General features: G+C 58.8%; 15 protein-coding genes and 2 riboswitches. Of the genes, 10 read left to right on the top strand and 5 right to left on the bottom strand.

What is annotated here, in order from left to right; genetic code table 11:
• Positions 1 to 2 precede the first annotated feature (2 nt).
• Entirely contained in the window at positions 3 to 665 is a 663-nt protein-coding gene (locus tag QSV77_RS12045; protein ID WP_065114337.1) for an OmpA family protein, read from the top strand.
• A 31-nt stretch (positions 666 to 696) separates the two neighbouring features.
• Here the strand turns inward: QSV77_RS12045 and QSV77_RS12040 are convergent, their stop codons facing one another.
• Positions 697 to 1611: a polyprenyl synthetase family protein gene (locus tag QSV77_RS12040; RefSeq protein WP_302733639.1), complete on the bottom strand. Its 915-nt coding sequence runs from the start codon at positions 1609 to 1611 to the stop codon at positions 697 to 699.
• Between the two features lie 135 nt (positions 1612 to 1746).
• On the opposite strand from QSV77_RS12040, the gene mtgA reads away from it, so the two are divergent.
• Positions 1747 to 2493: a monofunctional biosynthetic peptidoglycan transglycosylase gene (gene mtgA / locus QSV77_RS12035; RefSeq protein WP_271362548.1), complete on the top strand. Its 747-nt coding sequence runs from the start codon at positions 1747 to 1749 to the stop codon at positions 2491 to 2493.
• Between the two features lie 14 nt (positions 2494 to 2507).
• On the opposite strand, the gene QSV77_RS12030 is transcribed toward mtgA, so the two are convergent.
• Complete coding sequence (locus tag QSV77_RS12030; RefSeq protein WP_302733637.1) at positions 2508 to 3527, bottom strand: aldose epimerase family protein; 1020 nt, start codon at positions 3525 to 3527, stop codon at positions 2508 to 2510.
• 156 nt (positions 3528 to 3683) lie between these two features.
• Entirely contained in the window at positions 3684 to 4610 is a 927-nt protein-coding gene (gene metA, locus QSV77_RS12025) for a homoserine O-succinyltransferase (RefSeq protein ID WP_142842224.1), read from the bottom strand.
• 82 nt (positions 4611 to 4692) lie between these two features.
• Positions 4693 to 4769, bottom strand: a riboswitch (SAM riboswitch).
• 89 nt (positions 4770 to 4858) lie between these two features.
• Between metA and QSV77_RS12020 the strand changes: the two genes are divergently transcribed.
• From QSV77_RS12020 to QSV77_RS11990, 7 genes are all read left to right on the top strand, one after another.
• Positions 4859 to 5512 carry a thiamine diphosphokinase gene (locus QSV77_RS12020; protein ID WP_271362544.1) on the top strand — a complete coding sequence of 218 codons (654 nt, stop codon included), beginning with the start codon at positions 4859 to 4861 and terminating at the stop codon, positions 5510 to 5512.
• Between the two features lie 4 nt (positions 5513 to 5516).
• Positions 5517 to 7343 carry an ABC-F family ATP-binding cassette domain-containing protein gene (locus tag QSV77_RS12015; protein WP_302733636.1) on the top strand — a complete coding sequence of 609 codons (1827 nt, stop codon included), beginning with the start codon at positions 5517 to 5519 and terminating at the stop codon, positions 7341 to 7343.
• Positions 7344 to 7433: 90 nt separating this feature from the next.
• Complete coding sequence (locus QSV77_RS12010) at positions 7434 to 7826, top strand: VOC family protein (protein ID WP_302733635.1); 393 nt, start codon at positions 7434 to 7436, stop codon at positions 7824 to 7826.
• 45 nt (positions 7827 to 7871) lie between these two features.
• Positions 7872 to 7982: riboswitch (TPP riboswitch) on the top strand.
• Between the two features lie 37 nt (positions 7983 to 8019).
• Positions 8020 to 9033 (top strand): thiamine ABC transporter substrate binding subunit, encoded by a 1014-nt coding sequence (thiB, locus tag QSV77_RS12005; protein ID WP_302733634.1) that lies wholly within the window; start codon positions 8020 to 8022, stop codon positions 9031 to 9033.
• 19 nt (positions 9034 to 9052) lie between these two features.
• Positions 9053 to 10693: a thiamine/thiamine pyrophosphate ABC transporter permease ThiP gene (gene thiP / locus QSV77_RS12000; protein ID WP_302733633.1), complete on the top strand. Its 1641-nt coding sequence runs from the start codon at positions 9053 to 9055 to the stop codon at positions 10691 to 10693.
• A complete protein-coding gene (locus QSV77_RS11995; RefSeq protein ID WP_302733632.1) occupies positions 10690 to 11406 on the top strand; it encodes a thiamine ABC transporter ATP-binding protein in 717 nt (238 codons plus the stop codon). Before thiP ends, QSV77_RS11995 begins: the two co-directional genes overlap by 4 nt.
• Before the next feature lie 307 nt (positions 11407 to 11713).
• Entirely contained in the window at positions 11714 to 13174 is a 1461-nt protein-coding gene (locus tag QSV77_RS11990) for a M48 family metalloprotease (protein WP_271362656.1), read from the top strand.
• Between the two features lie 4 nt (positions 13175 to 13178).
• Here the strand turns inward: QSV77_RS11990 and QSV77_RS11985 are convergent, their stop codons facing one another.
• On the bottom strand, positions 13179 to 13775 hold the full coding sequence (locus tag QSV77_RS11985; protein ID WP_302733932.1) for a TetR/AcrR family transcriptional regulator: 597 nt from the start codon (positions 13773 to 13775) through the stop codon (positions 13179 to 13181).
• Positions 13776 to 13872: 97 nt separating this feature from the next.
• Between QSV77_RS11985 and QSV77_RS11980 the strand changes: the two genes are divergently transcribed.
• Complete coding sequence (locus QSV77_RS11980) at positions 13873 to 14382, top strand: DinB family protein (protein ID WP_302733631.1); 510 nt, start codon at positions 13873 to 13875, stop codon at positions 14380 to 14382.
• Between the two features lie 57 nt (positions 14383 to 14439).
• Here QSV77_RS11980 and leuC read toward each other — a convergent pair whose 3' ends face one another.
• On the bottom strand, positions 14440 to 15849 hold the full coding sequence (gene leuC, locus QSV77_RS11975; RefSeq protein ID WP_142842242.1) for a 3-isopropylmalate dehydratase large subunit: 1410 nt from the start codon (positions 15847 to 15849) through the stop codon (positions 14440 to 14442).
• Between the last annotated feature and the right edge of the window lie 223 nt (positions 15850 to 16072).

Here is a 16072-nt window from a genome sequence, read left to right as displayed (position 1 = left end):
ACATGATCAAAAAAATCGCGATCGTCGCCCTTTGCGGGACCTATCTTTCCGCCTGCACCACCACCGATCCCTATACGGGTGAACAGAAGATGTCGAACACCGCGGGTGGTGCCGGCATCGGCGCCGTGGTCGGCGCGCTCGGCGGTCTGGCTGTCGGCGGTTCGCCGACCGGTCGTCGTAATGCCGCGCTTATCGGTGCGGGCATCGGTGCGCTCGCCGGTGGCGCCATTGGCAATTATATGGATGGTCAGGAAGCCGAGCTTCGCGCCCAGCTTCAGGGTACGGGCGTTTCGGTTTCCCGCCGTGGCGACAGCATCGTCCTCAACATGCCGTCGAACATCACCTTTGCGACGGATCAGGATCAGGTCATTCCGCCGTTCTATCAGACGCTCGATTCCGTCGGCATCGTGCTGAACAAATTCAACCGCACGCTGATCGACATCAATGGTCACACCGATTCCACCGGCAGCCCCGGTTACAATCAGGGCCTTTCGGAGCGTCGCGCCGCATCGGTTGCCAATTATCTCGGCGCGCGCGGCGTCGATCAGCGCCGCATTTCGACGCTTGGTTTCGGTGCTTCACAGCCAATCGCATCGAATGCAACGCCTGACGGTCGCGCTCAGAACCGTCGCGTTGAAGTGCTGATTTCGCCTCTCAAGGGCTGATTGGGTATAGGGGCTGAGCGGGGAAACCGGCTCAGCTTTTCCGTTCGGCAATGAACCTTGCGGCCGCGATGAGAATTGCGGCCTTTTCGCCATAGGGTGCCAGAAGGTCACTGGCTTCCGTTACCTGTTCCTGCAGCTTGGCGCGCGCCCAGTCTTCACCGCGCAAGGCGACCAATGTTCCCTTGCCGCGGGCGGCATCCTTGCCGGTTGCCTTGCCCATGGTGGCGGCATCGGCAGTGAGATCGAGAAGATCGTCGGCGAGCTGGAAGGCGAGGCCGATTTTTTCGCCGAAGAGGCGTAGCCTTTGCCGTTCGGAAACATCACTTCCGGAAATGATCGCGCCGGCCTCGCAGGCGAAACGCAGCAAAGCGCCGGTTTTCATAGCCTGCAATATAATGATCCCGGCTTCATCCGGCGCCTTTTTTTCGGCAGCAAGATCAAACGCCTGTCCACCGGCCATGCCGCCGATGCCGGCTGCGCGGGCAAGTGAAAGCACGAGCGCGGCCTTACGCTCGGCCGCGAGCGGGTTTTCATCCGAGGCGATAATATCGAAGGCGAGCGTCAGCAGGCTGTCGCCGGCGAGAATGGCGGTCGCCTCATCGAATTTGCGGTGCACCGTCGGCTGGCCGCGGCGCAGGTCGTCGTCGTCCATGGCCGGCAGATCGTCATGCACAAGCGAATAACAATGCAGGCATTCCAGTGCCGCGCCGACATAATGGGCAGCTTCGGCATCTCCGCCCAGAAGGGCGGCGCTTTCGATAACGAGAAAGGGCCGCAGGCGTTTGCCGCCGTTCAGCACACCATGGCGCATGGCGTCGAGCAGGTTTTGCGGACGCGTAATCTCGTCTGCGCGTGCTTCGCCGGAAAGCAGGCGGCCAAGCAGGGCTTCGGTTTTTGCCGCGTTTTCGCGCAGCCTCGTTTCGAAATTCGTCATCTGAGCGTCCATGCCGCGCTCTTTGACATGCCGCGCGGGGCCAGGCAACCTTTTCGTGATTCCCGGGCGTAACTGTTTGACCAGACTCGCCTTGAAGACGGCAATGGACTATGAAAGGCTTCGATTGGCGCGGGGCTGGGACGGATATTGAGCAGTACGCCTGAAAGCGACGCAGATTACGCCGTGCTGGCGGAAGACCGGAGCAGTCCGAAGGTGGATTTTCGCACGTTGGCAAAGCGCATCATCATGACCTTGCTGGCTTTGCTGATCCTGCCCTATCTGCTGATTCCCGTCTATGCGCTGCCGTTCATGCGGCCCGTTTCGACGCTGATGCTTGCCGATCTGGTAACACTGCAGGGTTATGACCGGCGCTGGGTTCCGCTCGAGGATATTTCACCACGTCTTGTGCAATCCGTGATGATGTCGGAAGACGGGCAATTCTGTTTCCATGGTGGCGTGGACTGGAACCAGATGCAATCCGTGGTCAGCAATGCACTCGATGGCGCCTCCACCCGCGGCGCCAGCACCATTCCAATGCAGACAGCCAAGAACCTGTTTTTATGGAACGGCCGCTCGTTCCTGCGTAAAGGGCTGGAACTGCCGCTGGCGATCGCGGCCGATTTTGTCTGGTCCAAAAAGCGGATGATGGAGATTTATCTCAACGTTGCCGAATGGGGGCCGGGCATCTATGGCATCGAGGCTGCCGCGCAGCATCATTTCAAGGTGCCGGCGGCAAAGCTCAGTTCCCGTCAGGCGGCGCTGCTCGCCGTTTCCCTGCCCAATCCCATTGACCGGGTCGCCAGCAAGCCCGGGCGTGGCCTGCAAAGGCTGGCTGGTCTTATCGAGCGGCGCGCCCGGGCCTCGGGCGCTTATGTCGGCTGCGTACTGGACTGATCCAGCCCGTCCGCTCAGCCCTTCGTGAAAATATAATCTGTTTCCTGACGCAGGGTTTCGCCCGGCCGCAGGATCGCGTGCGGAAAATCAGGGTGATTGACGGCATCAGGCCAGATCTGTGTTTCGAGGCAAAAACCGGCAAAGGGACCATAGTGGCGGCCATCGAGGCCGGGAACCGGAACGTTCAGCTTGAAGGCCGAATAGAACTGCACGCCGGGTTCGGTGGTGTGAACCTCAAGGGCGATATCCGAGGCCGGCGAATAGGCGCGGGCAACTTTGCGCTTTGCGCGGCGCTCGGGCGAGAGGCAGAAATTGTGATCGTAGAGGACCTGCTCACCATCCTCCTTGCGCCGCATCGGTGTCGGCTGGCGCAGGTCGAAGACGGTGCCGTCAACCGAGCGGATTTCGCCGGTTGGTATCTGTTTGTCGTTGGTCGGCAGGTAAAAATCAGCGGCGATGCTGATCTCATGCCCAAGTGCGGTATCCGCACCGTCGAGGTTGAAATAGGAGTGCTGGCAGACATTGGCGATGGTCGGCTTGTCGGTCACCGTTTCGTAGACCACCGAAAGCGCGCCGCCGTCGAGGATCGTGTAGGTGGCGGTGACCGTGCAGTTGCCGGGATAACCGGCGCGACCGTCGGCATCGATGATCTGCAGAACGGCATGGCTTTCGCCATGCTCCATCAGCATCCAGTTGCGTTTGCCCATGCCGTCGCTGCCGCCATGCAGATGGGTTACGCCCTTTTCGTTCAGCTCCAGCTGGTATTCATGCCCGTCGATGGAGAATTTGCCGTCGCCGATGCGGTTGGCATTACGGCCCGGGGTGGCGCCGAAATAGGAGGAATATTTGTAGTCCTCGAATTTATCGAAGCCGAGAACGAGCGGCGGCTGGTGACCATGGAGGCGCAGATCCTGAATGACCGCGCCCCAGGTGATGACCTTGGCCGTCAGTCCGCCCTTCGAGATGGTGACGCGTTCGACCTTTTCACCGGTCGCCGTGAAACCGAAATTCTCGCGTGCTGCCCCGTCGCTCATTGCATCATTCTCCCGATTACCACGAATTGCCGGGCGGACGTTGCGTCATTTCCCGGCAATTCGCAATCCCGCAATTCAAAGCATGTCTCCCAAAAGTGTGCCGCGGTTTTGGGATAAAGACATGCGCAAAATAAAAAAATGAAAGCGCGACGCGCTTTACGCGGCGAGTTTGCCGATGGATTCGAGATCGTAGGGCGTCGTCTGATATATCTCGTTGATCCAGTTGCCGAAAAACAGATGGGCGTGGCTGCGCCAACGGTTCAGCGGGGCAAGCTCCGGGTCATTGTGCGGAAAATAATCATGCGGCAGCTTGATGGGCACACCGGCATTTGCGTCGCGGAAATATTCATCCGAAAGCGAGGTTGAATCATATTCGACATGATTGAACATATAGAGCCTGTTGCCGGCCTTCTCATGCACCAGACACACGCCCATTTCCTCTGACTCCATCAGGATTTCAAGTTCGGGATGTTTTTCGATGTCGGCGCGGCGTACCTCCGTCCAGCGTGAGACCGGAACCTGGAAATCGTCAGAAAAGCCGCTCAGATAGATCGATGACGGGCAGAGATTGCGGTGGCGATAAACACCGAACGCCTTTTCCTTCAGCTCGTATTTCGGCACGCCGTGGAAATGGTAGATGGCCGCCATCGCGCCCCAGCAGACATTCAGCGTCGAATGGACATTGGTTTGCGTCCAGTCGAAAATCTTCTGCATCTCGGCCCAGTAGGTCACATCCTCGTAGTCCAGCATCTCGATGGGCGCGCCGGTGATGATGAAACCGTCAAACTTGCGGTGGCGCACTTCCTCCCACGTTTCATAGAAGGACAGAAGATGTTCTTCCGGCGTGTTCTTGGCGCGATGGCCGCCGATACGGATCAGCGAAAACTCCACCTGCAACGGCGAGGCGCCGACGAGGCGGGCCATCTGCACTTCCGTCTTGATCTTGTTCGGCATGAGGTTGAGAAGCCCGATCTGGAGCGGGCGGATATCCTGCCGGATGGCCGCCGTTTCGGTCATGACCCGCACGCCCTCATGAACGAGGGTCTCAAAGGCGGGAAGCGTATCGGGAATCTTGATCGGCATGTCGAACTCTCTTTTCGGGTGACGTAAAGAACGTTGCGAAAACAAAAAAACCGGCAGCGAAATCGCAGCCGGTCCCAGGAAATTGCCCTTTTCCTCGACCCTTTAGCGACTTCTTTAAAGTGGCTGCAAGCCGGTCGGCAAATCACCACTGAAGCGTTTCATAATCCCGAAGCCGGCGAAAATCAATATAGGCTGATTTCATCGGGTTTCGGCTTTCCCTTTTTGGCTGAGGTGCGATAAGGCAGGGCATGGATAAAGAGCGCTTCACCATTCTGCTTGGCGGCGATGTCACGGTTACCGACCGCCTGAAGCTGGCGGTTGCCGATAGCCGCGTGATTGCGGCCGATGGCGGCATGCGCCATGCCGGACCGCTCGGCCTCAGACCGGAGCTTTGGGTGGGGGATTTCGATTCCGCCAGTGAAGAGTTGCTGGGCGCCTGGCCCGATGTGGAGCGCCAGCCTTATCCGGCCGCAAAGGCCGTGACTGATGGCGAGATCGCGGTCTCGGAAGCACTCTCCCGTGGGGCCCGTTCGCTGCTGCTGGTGGGGGCGCTTGGAGGCGAGAGAAGCGACCACGCGCTACAACATCTTCTTTATGCGGTGGCGCTTGCCGAACGGGGTCTCGACGTGACACTGACGTCAGGCGACGAGGAGGCGCAGCCACTTCTTCCCGGTTTGCTTGATGTCGATCTGCCGGCCGGTTCGCTGTTTTCCGTGGCCGGATTTACCGCCCTTCAAGGGCTTGATATCGGCAATGTGCGTTATCCGCTTGACGATTTCGCGCTTGCTTTCGGCTCTTCCCGCACTATTTCCAATGTCGCGAATGGTGGCCCTGTGCATTTCTCGCTGAAAAGCGGCAAAGCCATCGTCCTCGCCCGCCCCTATGATCTGACCGGAGCCTGACGCCTTGGCACCCCCAATTTTGAAACTCGACGATATCAAGCTGACTTTCGGCGTGACCCCGCTGCTCGACGGCGCCAATTTTCAGGTGGAGCCGGGCGACCGCATCTGCCTTGTCGGGCGCAACGGTTCGGGTAAATCGACCCTGATGAAGATCGCTGCCGGGCTGGTCGAGGCACAGTCGGGCGAGGTTTTCCGCCATCCTTCCGCTACCATCCGTTATCTGGAGCAGGCACCGGATTTTGCCGGTTACGATACCGTTCAGGCCTATGCCGAAGCGGGGCTGGGGCCGGGTGACGACCCTTATCGGGTGACGTACCTGCTCGAACATCTCGGCCTGACGGGACAGGAAAATCCGGCAAGCCTTTCCGGCGGCGAAGCGCGGCGTGTGGCGCTTGCCCGCGTCATGGCGCCGGAGCCTGATATTCTGATGCTGGACGAGCCGACCAACCATCTGGACCTGCCCACCATTGAATGGCTTGAAAGCGAATTGCAGCAGACGCGCAGCGCGCTGGTGCTGATTTCGCACGACCGGCGTTTTCTCGAAAAAGTCTCGACCTCGACCGTGTGGCTCGATCGCGGCCAGTCGCGCCGTCTCAATCGCGGCTTTGCCCATTTCGAGGAATGGCGTGACAAGGTGCTGGAAGAGGAAGAACTGGAACAGCACAAGCTCGGCAAGGCCATCGAACGCGAAGAACACTGGATGCGGTACGGCGTGACTGCGCGGCGCAAGCGCAACATGCGTCGCGTCGGCGAGCTTCAGGCCATGCGCGCCGAATATCGCGGCCACAAAGGGCCGCAAGGCTCCGTGCAGGCCACGGCTTCGGACGTGCGGGAATCCGGCAAGCTGGTCATTGAGGCCGAGGCCATCACCAAGGCTTACGATGAGCGCGTGATTGTCGCGCCGTTTTCGCTCAGGGTGCATCGTGGCGATTGTATCGGTTTCGTCGGGCCGAATGGTGCCGGCAAAACCACACTTTTGAAAATGCTGACCGGCCAGCTTGAGCCCGATAGCGGAACGGTGAAGCTCGGCACCAATCTGGAAATCGCAACGCTTGACCAGAAGCGTGAGGATCTCAATCCCAACGATACGCTTGCGCATTACCTGACTGATGGGCGCGGCGACAATCTGCTGGTCAACGGCGAAGTGAAGCACGTTACGGGCTACATGAAGGATTTCCTGTTCCAGCCGGAACAGGCCCGCACGCCGATCCGCAACCTCTCCGGCGGCGAGCGTGCCCGTCTTATTCTGGCGCGCATTCTGGCGCGGCCGACCAACCTTTTGATCCTCGACGAGCCGACCAACGATCTCGATATCGAAACGCTCGATCTGTTGCAGGAAATCGTTGCGGGTTTTTCCGGCACCGTCATCCTCGTCAGCCACGACCGTGATTTTCTTGACCGTACAGTCACCTCCACCATTGCACCCGCTAATCCGGATCAGCCGGACGGACGCTGGATCGAATATGCCGGCGGTTATTCGGATATGATGGCGCAGCGCAAGGGCGCGGCGGAGGAAAAACGCAAGGCGGAGAAGCAGGAAAAGGCGAAGGCCGCACCTTCGACTTCCGCTTCGCAGGATACTGCAAAGGCCAAGGGGAAGCTTTCTTTCAAGCAGAAATTCGCACTCGAAAATCTGCCGAAGGAGATGGAAAAAGCGCAGGGCGAAATCGCAAAACGCGAGCAGCGCATGGCCGATCCCGCGCTTTTCACCAAGGATCCCGCCACATTCAATACGCTGGCGCAGGAAATGACCAAGCTGCGTGAAAAGCTCGAGACCATGGAAGAAGAATGGCTGGAGCTGGAGATGCTGCGCGAGGAACTGGAAGGCTAAGGCGATCGTCTTTTGCTGATTGAGCTGTATCCGCCTTTGACAGGGAGGCGGAATTACCGTTTCCTGTGCGGGTTCGGAGGAGTTCAGAAAATGCGCATGATCTTCGTCAATCTGCCCGTCAAGAATATCGAGACATCCAGAAACTTTTTCACGGCGCTGGGTTTCAGCTTCAATCCAGAATATTCTGACGATCGAACGCTCTGCATGATCGTGGAGGAGAACATCTTCGTGATGCTGCTCCAGGAAGAGCGTTTTCGCGATTTCATCAATGGCGATATTGCCGATGCGAAGAGTAGCACCGAAGTGCTGACCTGCCTTTCCGCCGGAAGCCGCGAGGAAATCGACCGGATGATTGCAACCGCACTTGCCTCCGGTGGCAGCGGCTGGAAATCCGTTCAGGATCACGGCTTCATGTATGCCGGCAGTTTTCAGGATCCTGATGGTCACGTCTGGGAACTGGTGCATATGACGGCGCAGGGCTGACGACAGCCATCTTGCCAATCGCAGACGGCGGGACTACACCATCATCTTGATCTAACGGGGTGTCTTTTGTGCTTGCGTGCAAAAGGCTGAGAGGCTTGCCAACCCGAAGAACCTGATCCGGTTCATACCGGCGGAGGGATTAGACGGCTTCAAGGCAGGCGGCTATTTCCCTTTTTGTTTTGAGGAGATACCCGTGCGTCGTCGTTCTTTCCTGAATTCCATCGTTGCCGCCTCCCTGCTTCTGCCCGGCCTTGCCGTTGCACAGGACAAGCAGGAACTCACCGTCTACACCTATGAGAGCTTCGTTTCCGAATGGGGACCCGGTCCCAAGGTCAAGGAAGCCTTCGAGAAGGTTTGTGGTTGCACGGTCAATTTTATCGGCGTGGCGGATGGTGTGGCGCTGCTCAACCGCCTGAAACTGGAAGGTACAGGATCCAAGGCGGATGTCGTCGTCGGTCTCGACACCAACCTCGTCGCGGAAGCGAAACAGACCGGTCTTTTCGATGTCAGCGGCATCGATACGTCGGCGGCCAAGGTGCCGGGTGGTTATGAGGACGACGTCTTCGTTCCCTATGATTATGGGCATTTCGCGGTCATCTATGACACGCAGGCGGTAAAAAACCCGCCGATGAGCCTGAAAGAACTGGTGGACGGCGGTCCTTCGCAGAAGATCGCCATTCAGGATCCGCGTACCTCCACGCCGGGGCTTGGGCTACTTCTGTGGGTGAAATCGGTATATGGCGACAAGGCTCCCGAGGCCTGGGCGAAGCTCAGGAAACGCATCCTGACTGTCACGCCGGGCTGGTCGGAATCCTACGGTCTCTTCACCAAGGGTGAGGTGCCGATGGTGCTTTCCTACACCACTTCGCCTGCCTATCACATGGTCGCCGAAAAGACGGATCGCTATCAGGCTGCCTCCTTCTCGGAGGGGCATTATATCCAGATCGAAGTGGCCGGCCTTCTCAAAAACGCACCGCACAAGCAATTGGCAAAGCAGTTTCTTGCTTTCACGCTCACATCAGGTTTTCAGGATGCCATTCCCGAAAACAACTGGATGATGCCGGTTGCGGCGACATCGAAGCCTTTGCCCGAGGCGTTTTCCAAACTCGTCGTGCCTGCCAAGACCTTTCTGATGGATCCGGAACAGGTGGCGAAGAACCGCAAGGCCTGGATCGACGAATGGCTTGCGGCCATGAGCATGAATTGAGGAAAAGGCACGTCCACCCATGATGCTGCGTCGCGACTACCAGCGATCCATTTTTTTCGGAACGGCGGCCTTTGCCGCCGTTTTCCTGTTCATGGCGCTCGCCGTTGCGGCCCTCCTGTCTTTTGATGCCGGCGCATCGGCTGCGGGCATCATGGATGCCTATACGCTGCGTATCCTGCGCTTCACGCTTTATCAGGCAATGCTTTCCACCTTCCTGTCCATCGTTCTCGGCCTGCCGGTGGCGCTGGCGCTTGCCCGACGGCGGGATTTTTGGGGAAGGATATGGATTATCAGGCTGATGGCGGTGCCGATGGGACTGCCGGTCATTGTCGGCGCATTCGGCATTATCGCCATCTGGGGCAGGCAGGGTGTCTTGAATACGGCTCTCGTTTTTGCCGGCGCGGAGCAACCCTTCAGTATTTACGGCCTTTCCGGGATTCTTATAGCCCACGTGTTCTTCAATCTGCCGCTCTGCGTGCGGCTGATGCTTGCCGGACTGGAGCGCATTCCGGGTGAATATTGGCGCATGGCGGCAAGCCTGGGCATGGGGCCGGTTTCAACTTTCCGCTTCATCGAATGGCCGGCGATTTCGCGGCTTGTTCCCGGTATTGCCGGACTTGTCTTCATGCTGTGCGCCACCAGCTTCACGCTGGTGCTGCTGCTTGGTGGTGGCCCGGCAGCCACGACACTGGAGGTGGCGATCTATCAGGCGCTGCGGTTCGATTTCGATCCGCAGCGGGCGATCGCGCTTTCAGTTTTACAGATTGTCCTTACCGCAATCCTGCTTGGCTTTCTTGCCTTTCTGCCATCGCCGGAAGCGGAAATCGCCTCGCTTGGGCGGCCCCTTCGCCGCTTCGATGGCAAAGGGGTTGGTGCACGTCTTTGGGATGGAGCGGCAATCATTCTTGCGGTTCTGCTGATCGGACTGCCGCTTGTGGCCGTAGCCGTCTCAGGCTTGGGTGCCGACCTGCCGCGCCTTCTGTCGGCACCGATCTTTTTGCGCGCGGCCGCCACCAGCCTTGCCATTGCCGTGCTCTCCGCAACTCTCGTCGTGCTCTGCTGTTTTGCGATCATCAATGCGCGTCAGGCCGTTGGTTCACAGCGACGGGCGGTTCGGCCGTTGCGCTTTCTGTCTGCTACACTCGGCGTGGGGTCTTCGCTTGTGCTGCTGGTGCCGCCCGTTGTGCTCGGAAGCGGCTGGTTTCTGTTGTTGCGGCCCCTCGGTGATGTCAGCTTTTATGCGCCGGTTCTCGTGGCGATCATCAATATGCTGATGGCGCTGCCGCTTGCCATGCGGGTGCTGGAGCCGGCCTTTAACAGCCATTTTCTGCGCACCGGCCGGCTTTCCGCCAGTCTTGGGCTACAGGGGCTGACGCGGCTGCGATTTGCCGATCTGCCGGTCCTGTGGCGGCCCCTGGCGATGGCGTTTTCCTTTGCCATGGCCCTGTCCCTCGGCGATCTCGGGGCGGTTGCCCTGTTCGGGTCGGAAAGTTTCGTCACCTTGCCATGGCTCGTTTATAGCAATATGGGCAGCTACCGCACCAATGACGCTGCCGGATACGCGTTTATCCTCGGTGTCGTCTGCCTGTTGCTTGCCGCAGGCGGCGTTTCACGACAGTCACAATCACCAGGGGCGCAATCAGCAAGGGCAAACATATGACCGGTGATGATTTCGCAGTTCGACTGGACAAGGTCAGGCTGCTGCTTGGAACGCAGGATTTCGATCTGGATTGCACCTTTCCACAAGGCCAGGTAACCGCCGTTGTCGGCGCATCCGGTTCGGGCAAGTCGACGCTTCTCAATCTGGTCGCCGGTTTCGAGACGCCTGATTCCGGCCGCGTGGTGATCGGCGGGCAGGACATGATGGCGCTTGATCCTTCCGAAAGGCCTGTTTCATCGATCTTTCAGGACAATAATCTTTTCGCCCATCTCGATATTTTCACCAATGTCGCGCTCGGCGTCAGTCCGGGGCTGAAATTGCAGGCACAAGACCGGAATAACATCGAGATGGCGCTGGCGCGCGTTGGTCTTGCGGGTTTCGACAGGCGCCTGCCCGGCACGCTTTCCGGCGGCGAAAGACAAAGGGCGGCTCTGGCACGTGCGCTGGTGAGGAAAAAACCGGTCATGCTGCTGGATGAGCCTTTCGCCGCGCTCGATCCGGGATTACGCGCAGGCATGACCTCCTTGCTTCTCGACTTGCATGCCGAAACAAAAAATACGGTGATTATTGTCTCACACCATCCGGACGACATAAAAAAGCTGGCGCAGCGGGTGGTTTTTCTTGATCGCGGCCGCGTTGTCTACACCGGCCCGACCGCAGATTTCTTTGCCACACAAAATGTGAAGGCGGTGGACAGTTTTCTGAACGGCTGATCGCCTTATTTTCGACGCGTGCCGCTGGCAATCGCTTTAGATGACTTCAATGGCGCTAATTTGCACTTGCCAGTTTCAAGTTGTTGCCCGAGAAAAGACGGGAATTATTGCGTTCTTCAGGAATATTCCGGACTTGATGGATCGTTTTTACCGTATCGGCATTCATGGCTCGTTGGGGCGAATCTGTTATTCTGGTCTGCAATTAACGGATGATCAGGAACGTTAGGGGCAGGCATAGAGAATGAGAAATAGCATGACTGCACAGTGGAGGTTGTTCTCCCGTTCAGGCCTTCGCCGTTCGGGCAGGATGGCTGCTGCCTGGTCCGTGCTGACGGCGTCTGCCGTATTCCTGTCGTCGTGCCAGTCCCTGTTCAGCCCTGCCTACCAGTCCACATTGCGCCCGTCGGACAATCCGCAGACCGTGGAAGAGGTGCAGAAGAACGATCCCCGTGCGCAGATGGGTGCACGCGAACATCCGCGCATCGTGGCGAGTTATGGCGGCGAATATCGTGACGCCAAGACCGAACGGCTTGTTGCCCGCATCGCCGGCGCGCTGACGGCTGTTTCGGAGAATCCGCAGCAGTCCTATCGCATCACCATCTTGAACTCGCCTGCCATCAACGCCTTTGCGTTGCCGGGCGGATATCTTTACGTGACGCGCGGGCTTCTGGCGCTCGCCAATGATGCCTCGGAAGTGGCCGCCGTGCTTTCGCACGAGATGGGCCATGTCACCGCCAATCACGGCATCGAGCGTCAGCGCCGGGAAGAGGCGGAGGTGATCGCCAGCCGTGTGGTCGCCGAGGTTCTGTCGAGCGATCTGGCCGGAAAGCAGGCGCTGGCACGCGGCAAGCTTCGGCTCGCTGCCTTCTCGCGCCAGCAGGAATTGCAGGCGGATGTCATCGGTGTGCGCATGTTGGGCGAGGCCGGTTACGACCCATTCGCATCGCCGCGTTTTCTGGATTCGATGGCGGCCTATGCACGGTTTTCCTCGGCTGATCCCGAAAACGACCAGAGCCTCGACTTCCTTTCCAGCCACCCCAACACGCCGCAGCGCATTGAGCTTGCGCGCCGCCATGCCCGTGCCTTCGGCCAGGAAGGTCAGGTCGGGGATCGTGGACGTGACTGGTTCCTGGATGGCATAGACGGTCTGCTTTACGGCGACAGCCCGCAGGAAGGTTATGTCCGGGGTCAGACGTTCCTGCACGGAACGCTTGGCATCCGTTTTGACGTGCCGGAAGGTTTCGTTATCGACAACAAGGTGGAAGCCGTTCTGGCCACAGGACCCGGCGACATGGCGATCCGTTTCGACGGCGTGGCTGATCCGAAACAGACCACCCTTGCCAATTACCTGACCAGCGGCTGGGTTGCCGGTCTCTTGCCGGAAACCGTCAAGGAAACGCAGATCAATGGTCTGGAGGCCGCGACAGCCCGGGCAAGTGCGGATAAATGGGATTTCGACGTGACCGTCATTCGTGTCGGCCAGCAGATATTCCGGTTCCTGACGGCGGTGCCGAAGGGCAATGCGCAGCTTGATTCCATCGCCAATGTGCTGCGCACGAGCTTCCGCAAGATGACCCCGCAGGAAATCGCATCGCTGAAGCCGTTGCGCGTGCGCGTGGTGACCGTGAAGCCCGGCGAAACCGTGGCAACGATCGCTGCACGGATGATGGGAACCGAGCGCAAGCTTGACATGTTCCGCATGATCAATGCGATGAGCGCCACCGCCACGCTGCAGCCCGGCCAGCGCGTGAAGATCATTTCGGAATAAGGTCTCAGCTCGCCGTTACCTCACATAGGTAGGCGTGAACGAGTGAGGTCATTTCCCGCCTGATCCTGGGTGACTGCAATTCCCCGCGCCTTGCGGCGTTGTGAATGATGCCGTCAATGGCGTCGGACACGATCAGAGCGGCGGTCCGGCAGTCCATCGCTGAACCGGCTGGTAGGTAGGCCGTTATCGCTGCCGAATAAAGACCGAGATATTCCTTTTCAAAAGCGCTGTTGGGATCATTCATTTCCGCGTGGCTGGGTGCGTCATCCAGCAGGACTTTATGAAGTCCGGGATGGAGGCTGTGCACAGCGACCATGCCGGCCACCAGTTCTTCTACGAATTGGAGGAGCGATTGCCTTTGCTTAGTGACGCTCTTCATAACCGCGAGGCAATCTTCAAGGTGGCGATGGCGCACCGCTTCGACAATCGAAACCTTGTCCGGGAAATATTGATATAGCGAGCCGATGCTGACACCGGCGGTTTCCGCCACCCTGTTTGTAGTGAAACCCGCCCAGCCATGATCGCTTAAAATGCGAGCAGCCGCGTGGACGACGGCATCGACGGTGGCTTTCGAGCGCTCCTGGCGCGGCTCTTTGCGCATCGCGGTCTTTCGTTTTGCAATGCGAGTAGACAAGGCACCCTCCATGGCGAAAATATAAACATAGTGCTCACATTTTCAGGATGTAAAGGATATTGTCATGATGGACCTGCTCAGGAGTTTGCTCGGCTATCACGCATGGGCGAACAGGGATTTGTTCGAGAAGCTGCAGCAACTCGATCCCGAGCAAAATGCCTCCCAGCAGCACACGGCAATTCGGTTGATCAATCACTATTATGTTGTCGCGAGAATTTTTGCGGGTCACCTCACCGGAACGGCGCATGGCTTTGTCTCTGACAATACCGAGGCAACGCCGGAATTGAATGATCTTGCAAGGGATGTCGCAGCTCTGGATGGCTGGTATCTCGACTATGTCGAGAAAACATCGCCCGCATCGCTTGGCGAATTTGTCGCCTTCACCTTCACTGATGGTGACAAAGGTTACATGTCCCGTGCCGAAATGATCTCACACGTGGTCCTGCATGCCGGCATTCACCGAGGCGAGGTTGCGCGCATCCTGACCCAACTCTCAATTACGCCGCCCTGGGATACGTTTGCCGTGTTCGTGCACGGAACGCAGCCACAACGGCGTTTGCAGGGCGCGCAATAAAAAGCCACCCGCCCCGGGTTGGGGCGGATGGCTTTTCTGATGGCTGGCTTCAGGCTCTTATTGCCATTCGCGCACGTCGACGAAGTGGCCGGCAATTGCCGCTGCCGCCGCCATGGCCGGGGAAACGAGATGGGTGCGGCTCTTGTAACCCTGACGGCCCTCGAAATTGCGGTTCGAGGTGGAGGCGCAGCGTTCGCCGGGCTTCAGGCGGTCGTCATTCATGGCAAGGCACATGGAGCAGCCCGGTTCGCGCCATTCGAAACCGGCGTCGAGGAAAATCTTGTCCAGGCCTTCCTGTTCCGCCTGTTCCTTGACCAGACCCGAGCCGGGCACGATCATGGCCGAAACGGTGGGGGCTACCTTGCGGCCATCGACGATTTTTGCCGCTGCACGCAAATCCTCAATGCGGCCATTGGTGCAGGAGCCGATGAAGACGCGGTCAACGGCGATATCGGTGATGCGGGTGCCGGGTTGCAGGCCCATATATTCCAGCGCGCGCCACTTGGAGGTGCGCTTGTTCTCTTCCTCGATATCATCAGGATTGGGAACGACGCCTTCGACCGAGGTTACGTCTTCCGGTGATGAGCCCCAGGAGACGATGGGCGGCAGATTGGCTGCGTCCAGCACCACGACCTTGTCATAATGGGCGCCTTCGTCGGATTTCAGCGTCTTCCAATAGGCGATGGCCTGTTCCAGCGTTTCGCCCTTCGGCGCGCGCGGCTTGTCCTTGATGTATTCGAAAGTGGTCTCGTCAGGTGCGACCAGACCGGCGCGGGCACCGCCCTCGATGGTCATGTTGCAGACCGTCATGCGGCCTTCCATGGAAAGCGACCGGATCGCCTCGCCGGCAAATTCGATCACGTGACCGGTGCCGCCGGCCGTGCCGATCTCACCGATGATCGCGAGGATGATATCCTTGGCGGTCACGCCCTCCGGAACCTTGCCATCAACACGCACCAGCATGTTCTTGGCCTTTTTCTGGATCAGTGTCTGGGTGGCCAGAACATGCTCCACTTCCGATGTGCCGATACCATGCGCCAGCGCGCCAAAAGCGCCGTGAGTGGAGGTGTGGCTGTCGCCGCAGACGATCGTCATGCCCGGCAGGGTGAAACCCTGTTCGGGGCCGACGATATGGACGATGCCCTGTCGCTTGTCGCGCTCGGAATAATATTCGACACCGAAATCCTTGGCGTTCTGCGCAAGCGCTTCCACCTGAATGCGGCTTTCCTCGTTCTTGATGCCCTCCAGCCGGTCGGCGGTGGTAGGAACGTTATGGTCGACCACCGCAAGCGTGCGCGCCGGCGAATGCACCGGGCGGCCAGCGATGCGCAGACCTTCGAAGGCCTGCGGGCTTGTCACCTCATGGACCAGGTGACGGTCGATATAGAGAAGACAGGTTCCGTCCGGGTCACGGTTGACGACGTGGTCGTCCCAGATTTTATCATACAAAGTGCGGGGTGCGCTCATGGCTCTATGCCTTGTCATGGAAAAGGATAATCAGGGTTCAGTAAGGCGATGGACAGCAGGTGCTGTCAGGCGAGCCTAAGTCGGCTGGTGAGCGCCCCGGAAACGCGCGCAAAGAACCGTGCCGGCAGACGCTTGTGGTCCTGCAGCACATAAACATTCTGAGCGAGACATCCGAATTTAGATCCCATGGCAACTTTAATAGCAGATCGGCAGTTTTACGGCA

The organism is Agrobacterium sp. V1 (assembly GCF_030518355.1).
Lineage (GTDB): Bacteria > Pseudomonadota > Alphaproteobacteria > Rhizobiales > Rhizobiaceae > Agrobacterium > Agrobacterium cucumeris.
The sequence above is the reverse complement of the archived record's forward strand: the minus strand, read 5'-3'. Positions and strand labels throughout refer to the sequence as shown.

Coding starts and splice junctions, on each gene's coding strand:
- QSV77_RS12045 (WP_065114337.1), top strand. CDS start 3: ATGATCAAAAAAATCGCGATCGTCGCCCTTTGCGGGACCTATCTTTCC.
- QSV77_RS12040 (WP_302733639.1), bottom strand. CDS start 1,611: ATGGACGCTCAGATGACGAATTTCGAAACGAGGCTGCGCGAAAACGCG.
- QSV77_RS12030 (WP_302733637.1), bottom strand. CDS start 3,527: ATGAGCGACGGGGCAGCACGCGAGAATTTCGGTTTCACGGCGACCGGT.
- metA (WP_142842224.1), bottom strand. CDS start 4,610: ATGCCGATCAAGATTCCCGATACGCTTCCCGCCTTTGAGACCCTCGTT.
- QSV77_RS12020 (WP_271362544.1), top strand. CDS start 4,859: ATGGATAAAGAGCGCTTCACCATTCTGCTTGGCGGCGATGTCACGGTT.
- QSV77_RS12010 (WP_302733635.1), top strand. CDS start 7,434: ATGCGCATGATCTTCGTCAATCTGCCCGTCAAGAATATCGAGACATCC.
- thiP (WP_302733633.1), top strand. CDS start 9,053: ATGATGCTGCGTCGCGACTACCAGCGATCCATTTTTTTCGGAACGGCG.
- QSV77_RS11995 (WP_302733632.1), top strand. CDS start 10,690: ATGACCGGTGATGATTTCGCAGTTCGACTGGACAAGGTCAGGCTGCTG.
- QSV77_RS11990 (WP_271362656.1), top strand. CDS start 11,714: ATGGCTGCTGCCTGGTCCGTGCTGACGGCGTCTGCCGTATTCCTGTCG.
- QSV77_RS11985 (WP_302733932.1), bottom strand. CDS start 13,775: ATGCGCAAAGAGCCGCGCCAGGAGCGCTCGAAAGCCACCGTCGATGCC.
- QSV77_RS11980 (WP_302733631.1), top strand. CDS start 13,873: ATGATGGACCTGCTCAGGAGTTTGCTCGGCTATCACGCATGGGCGAAC.
- leuC (WP_142842242.1), bottom strand. CDS start 15,849: ATGAGCGCACCCCGCACTTTGTATGATAAAATCTGGGACGACCACGTC.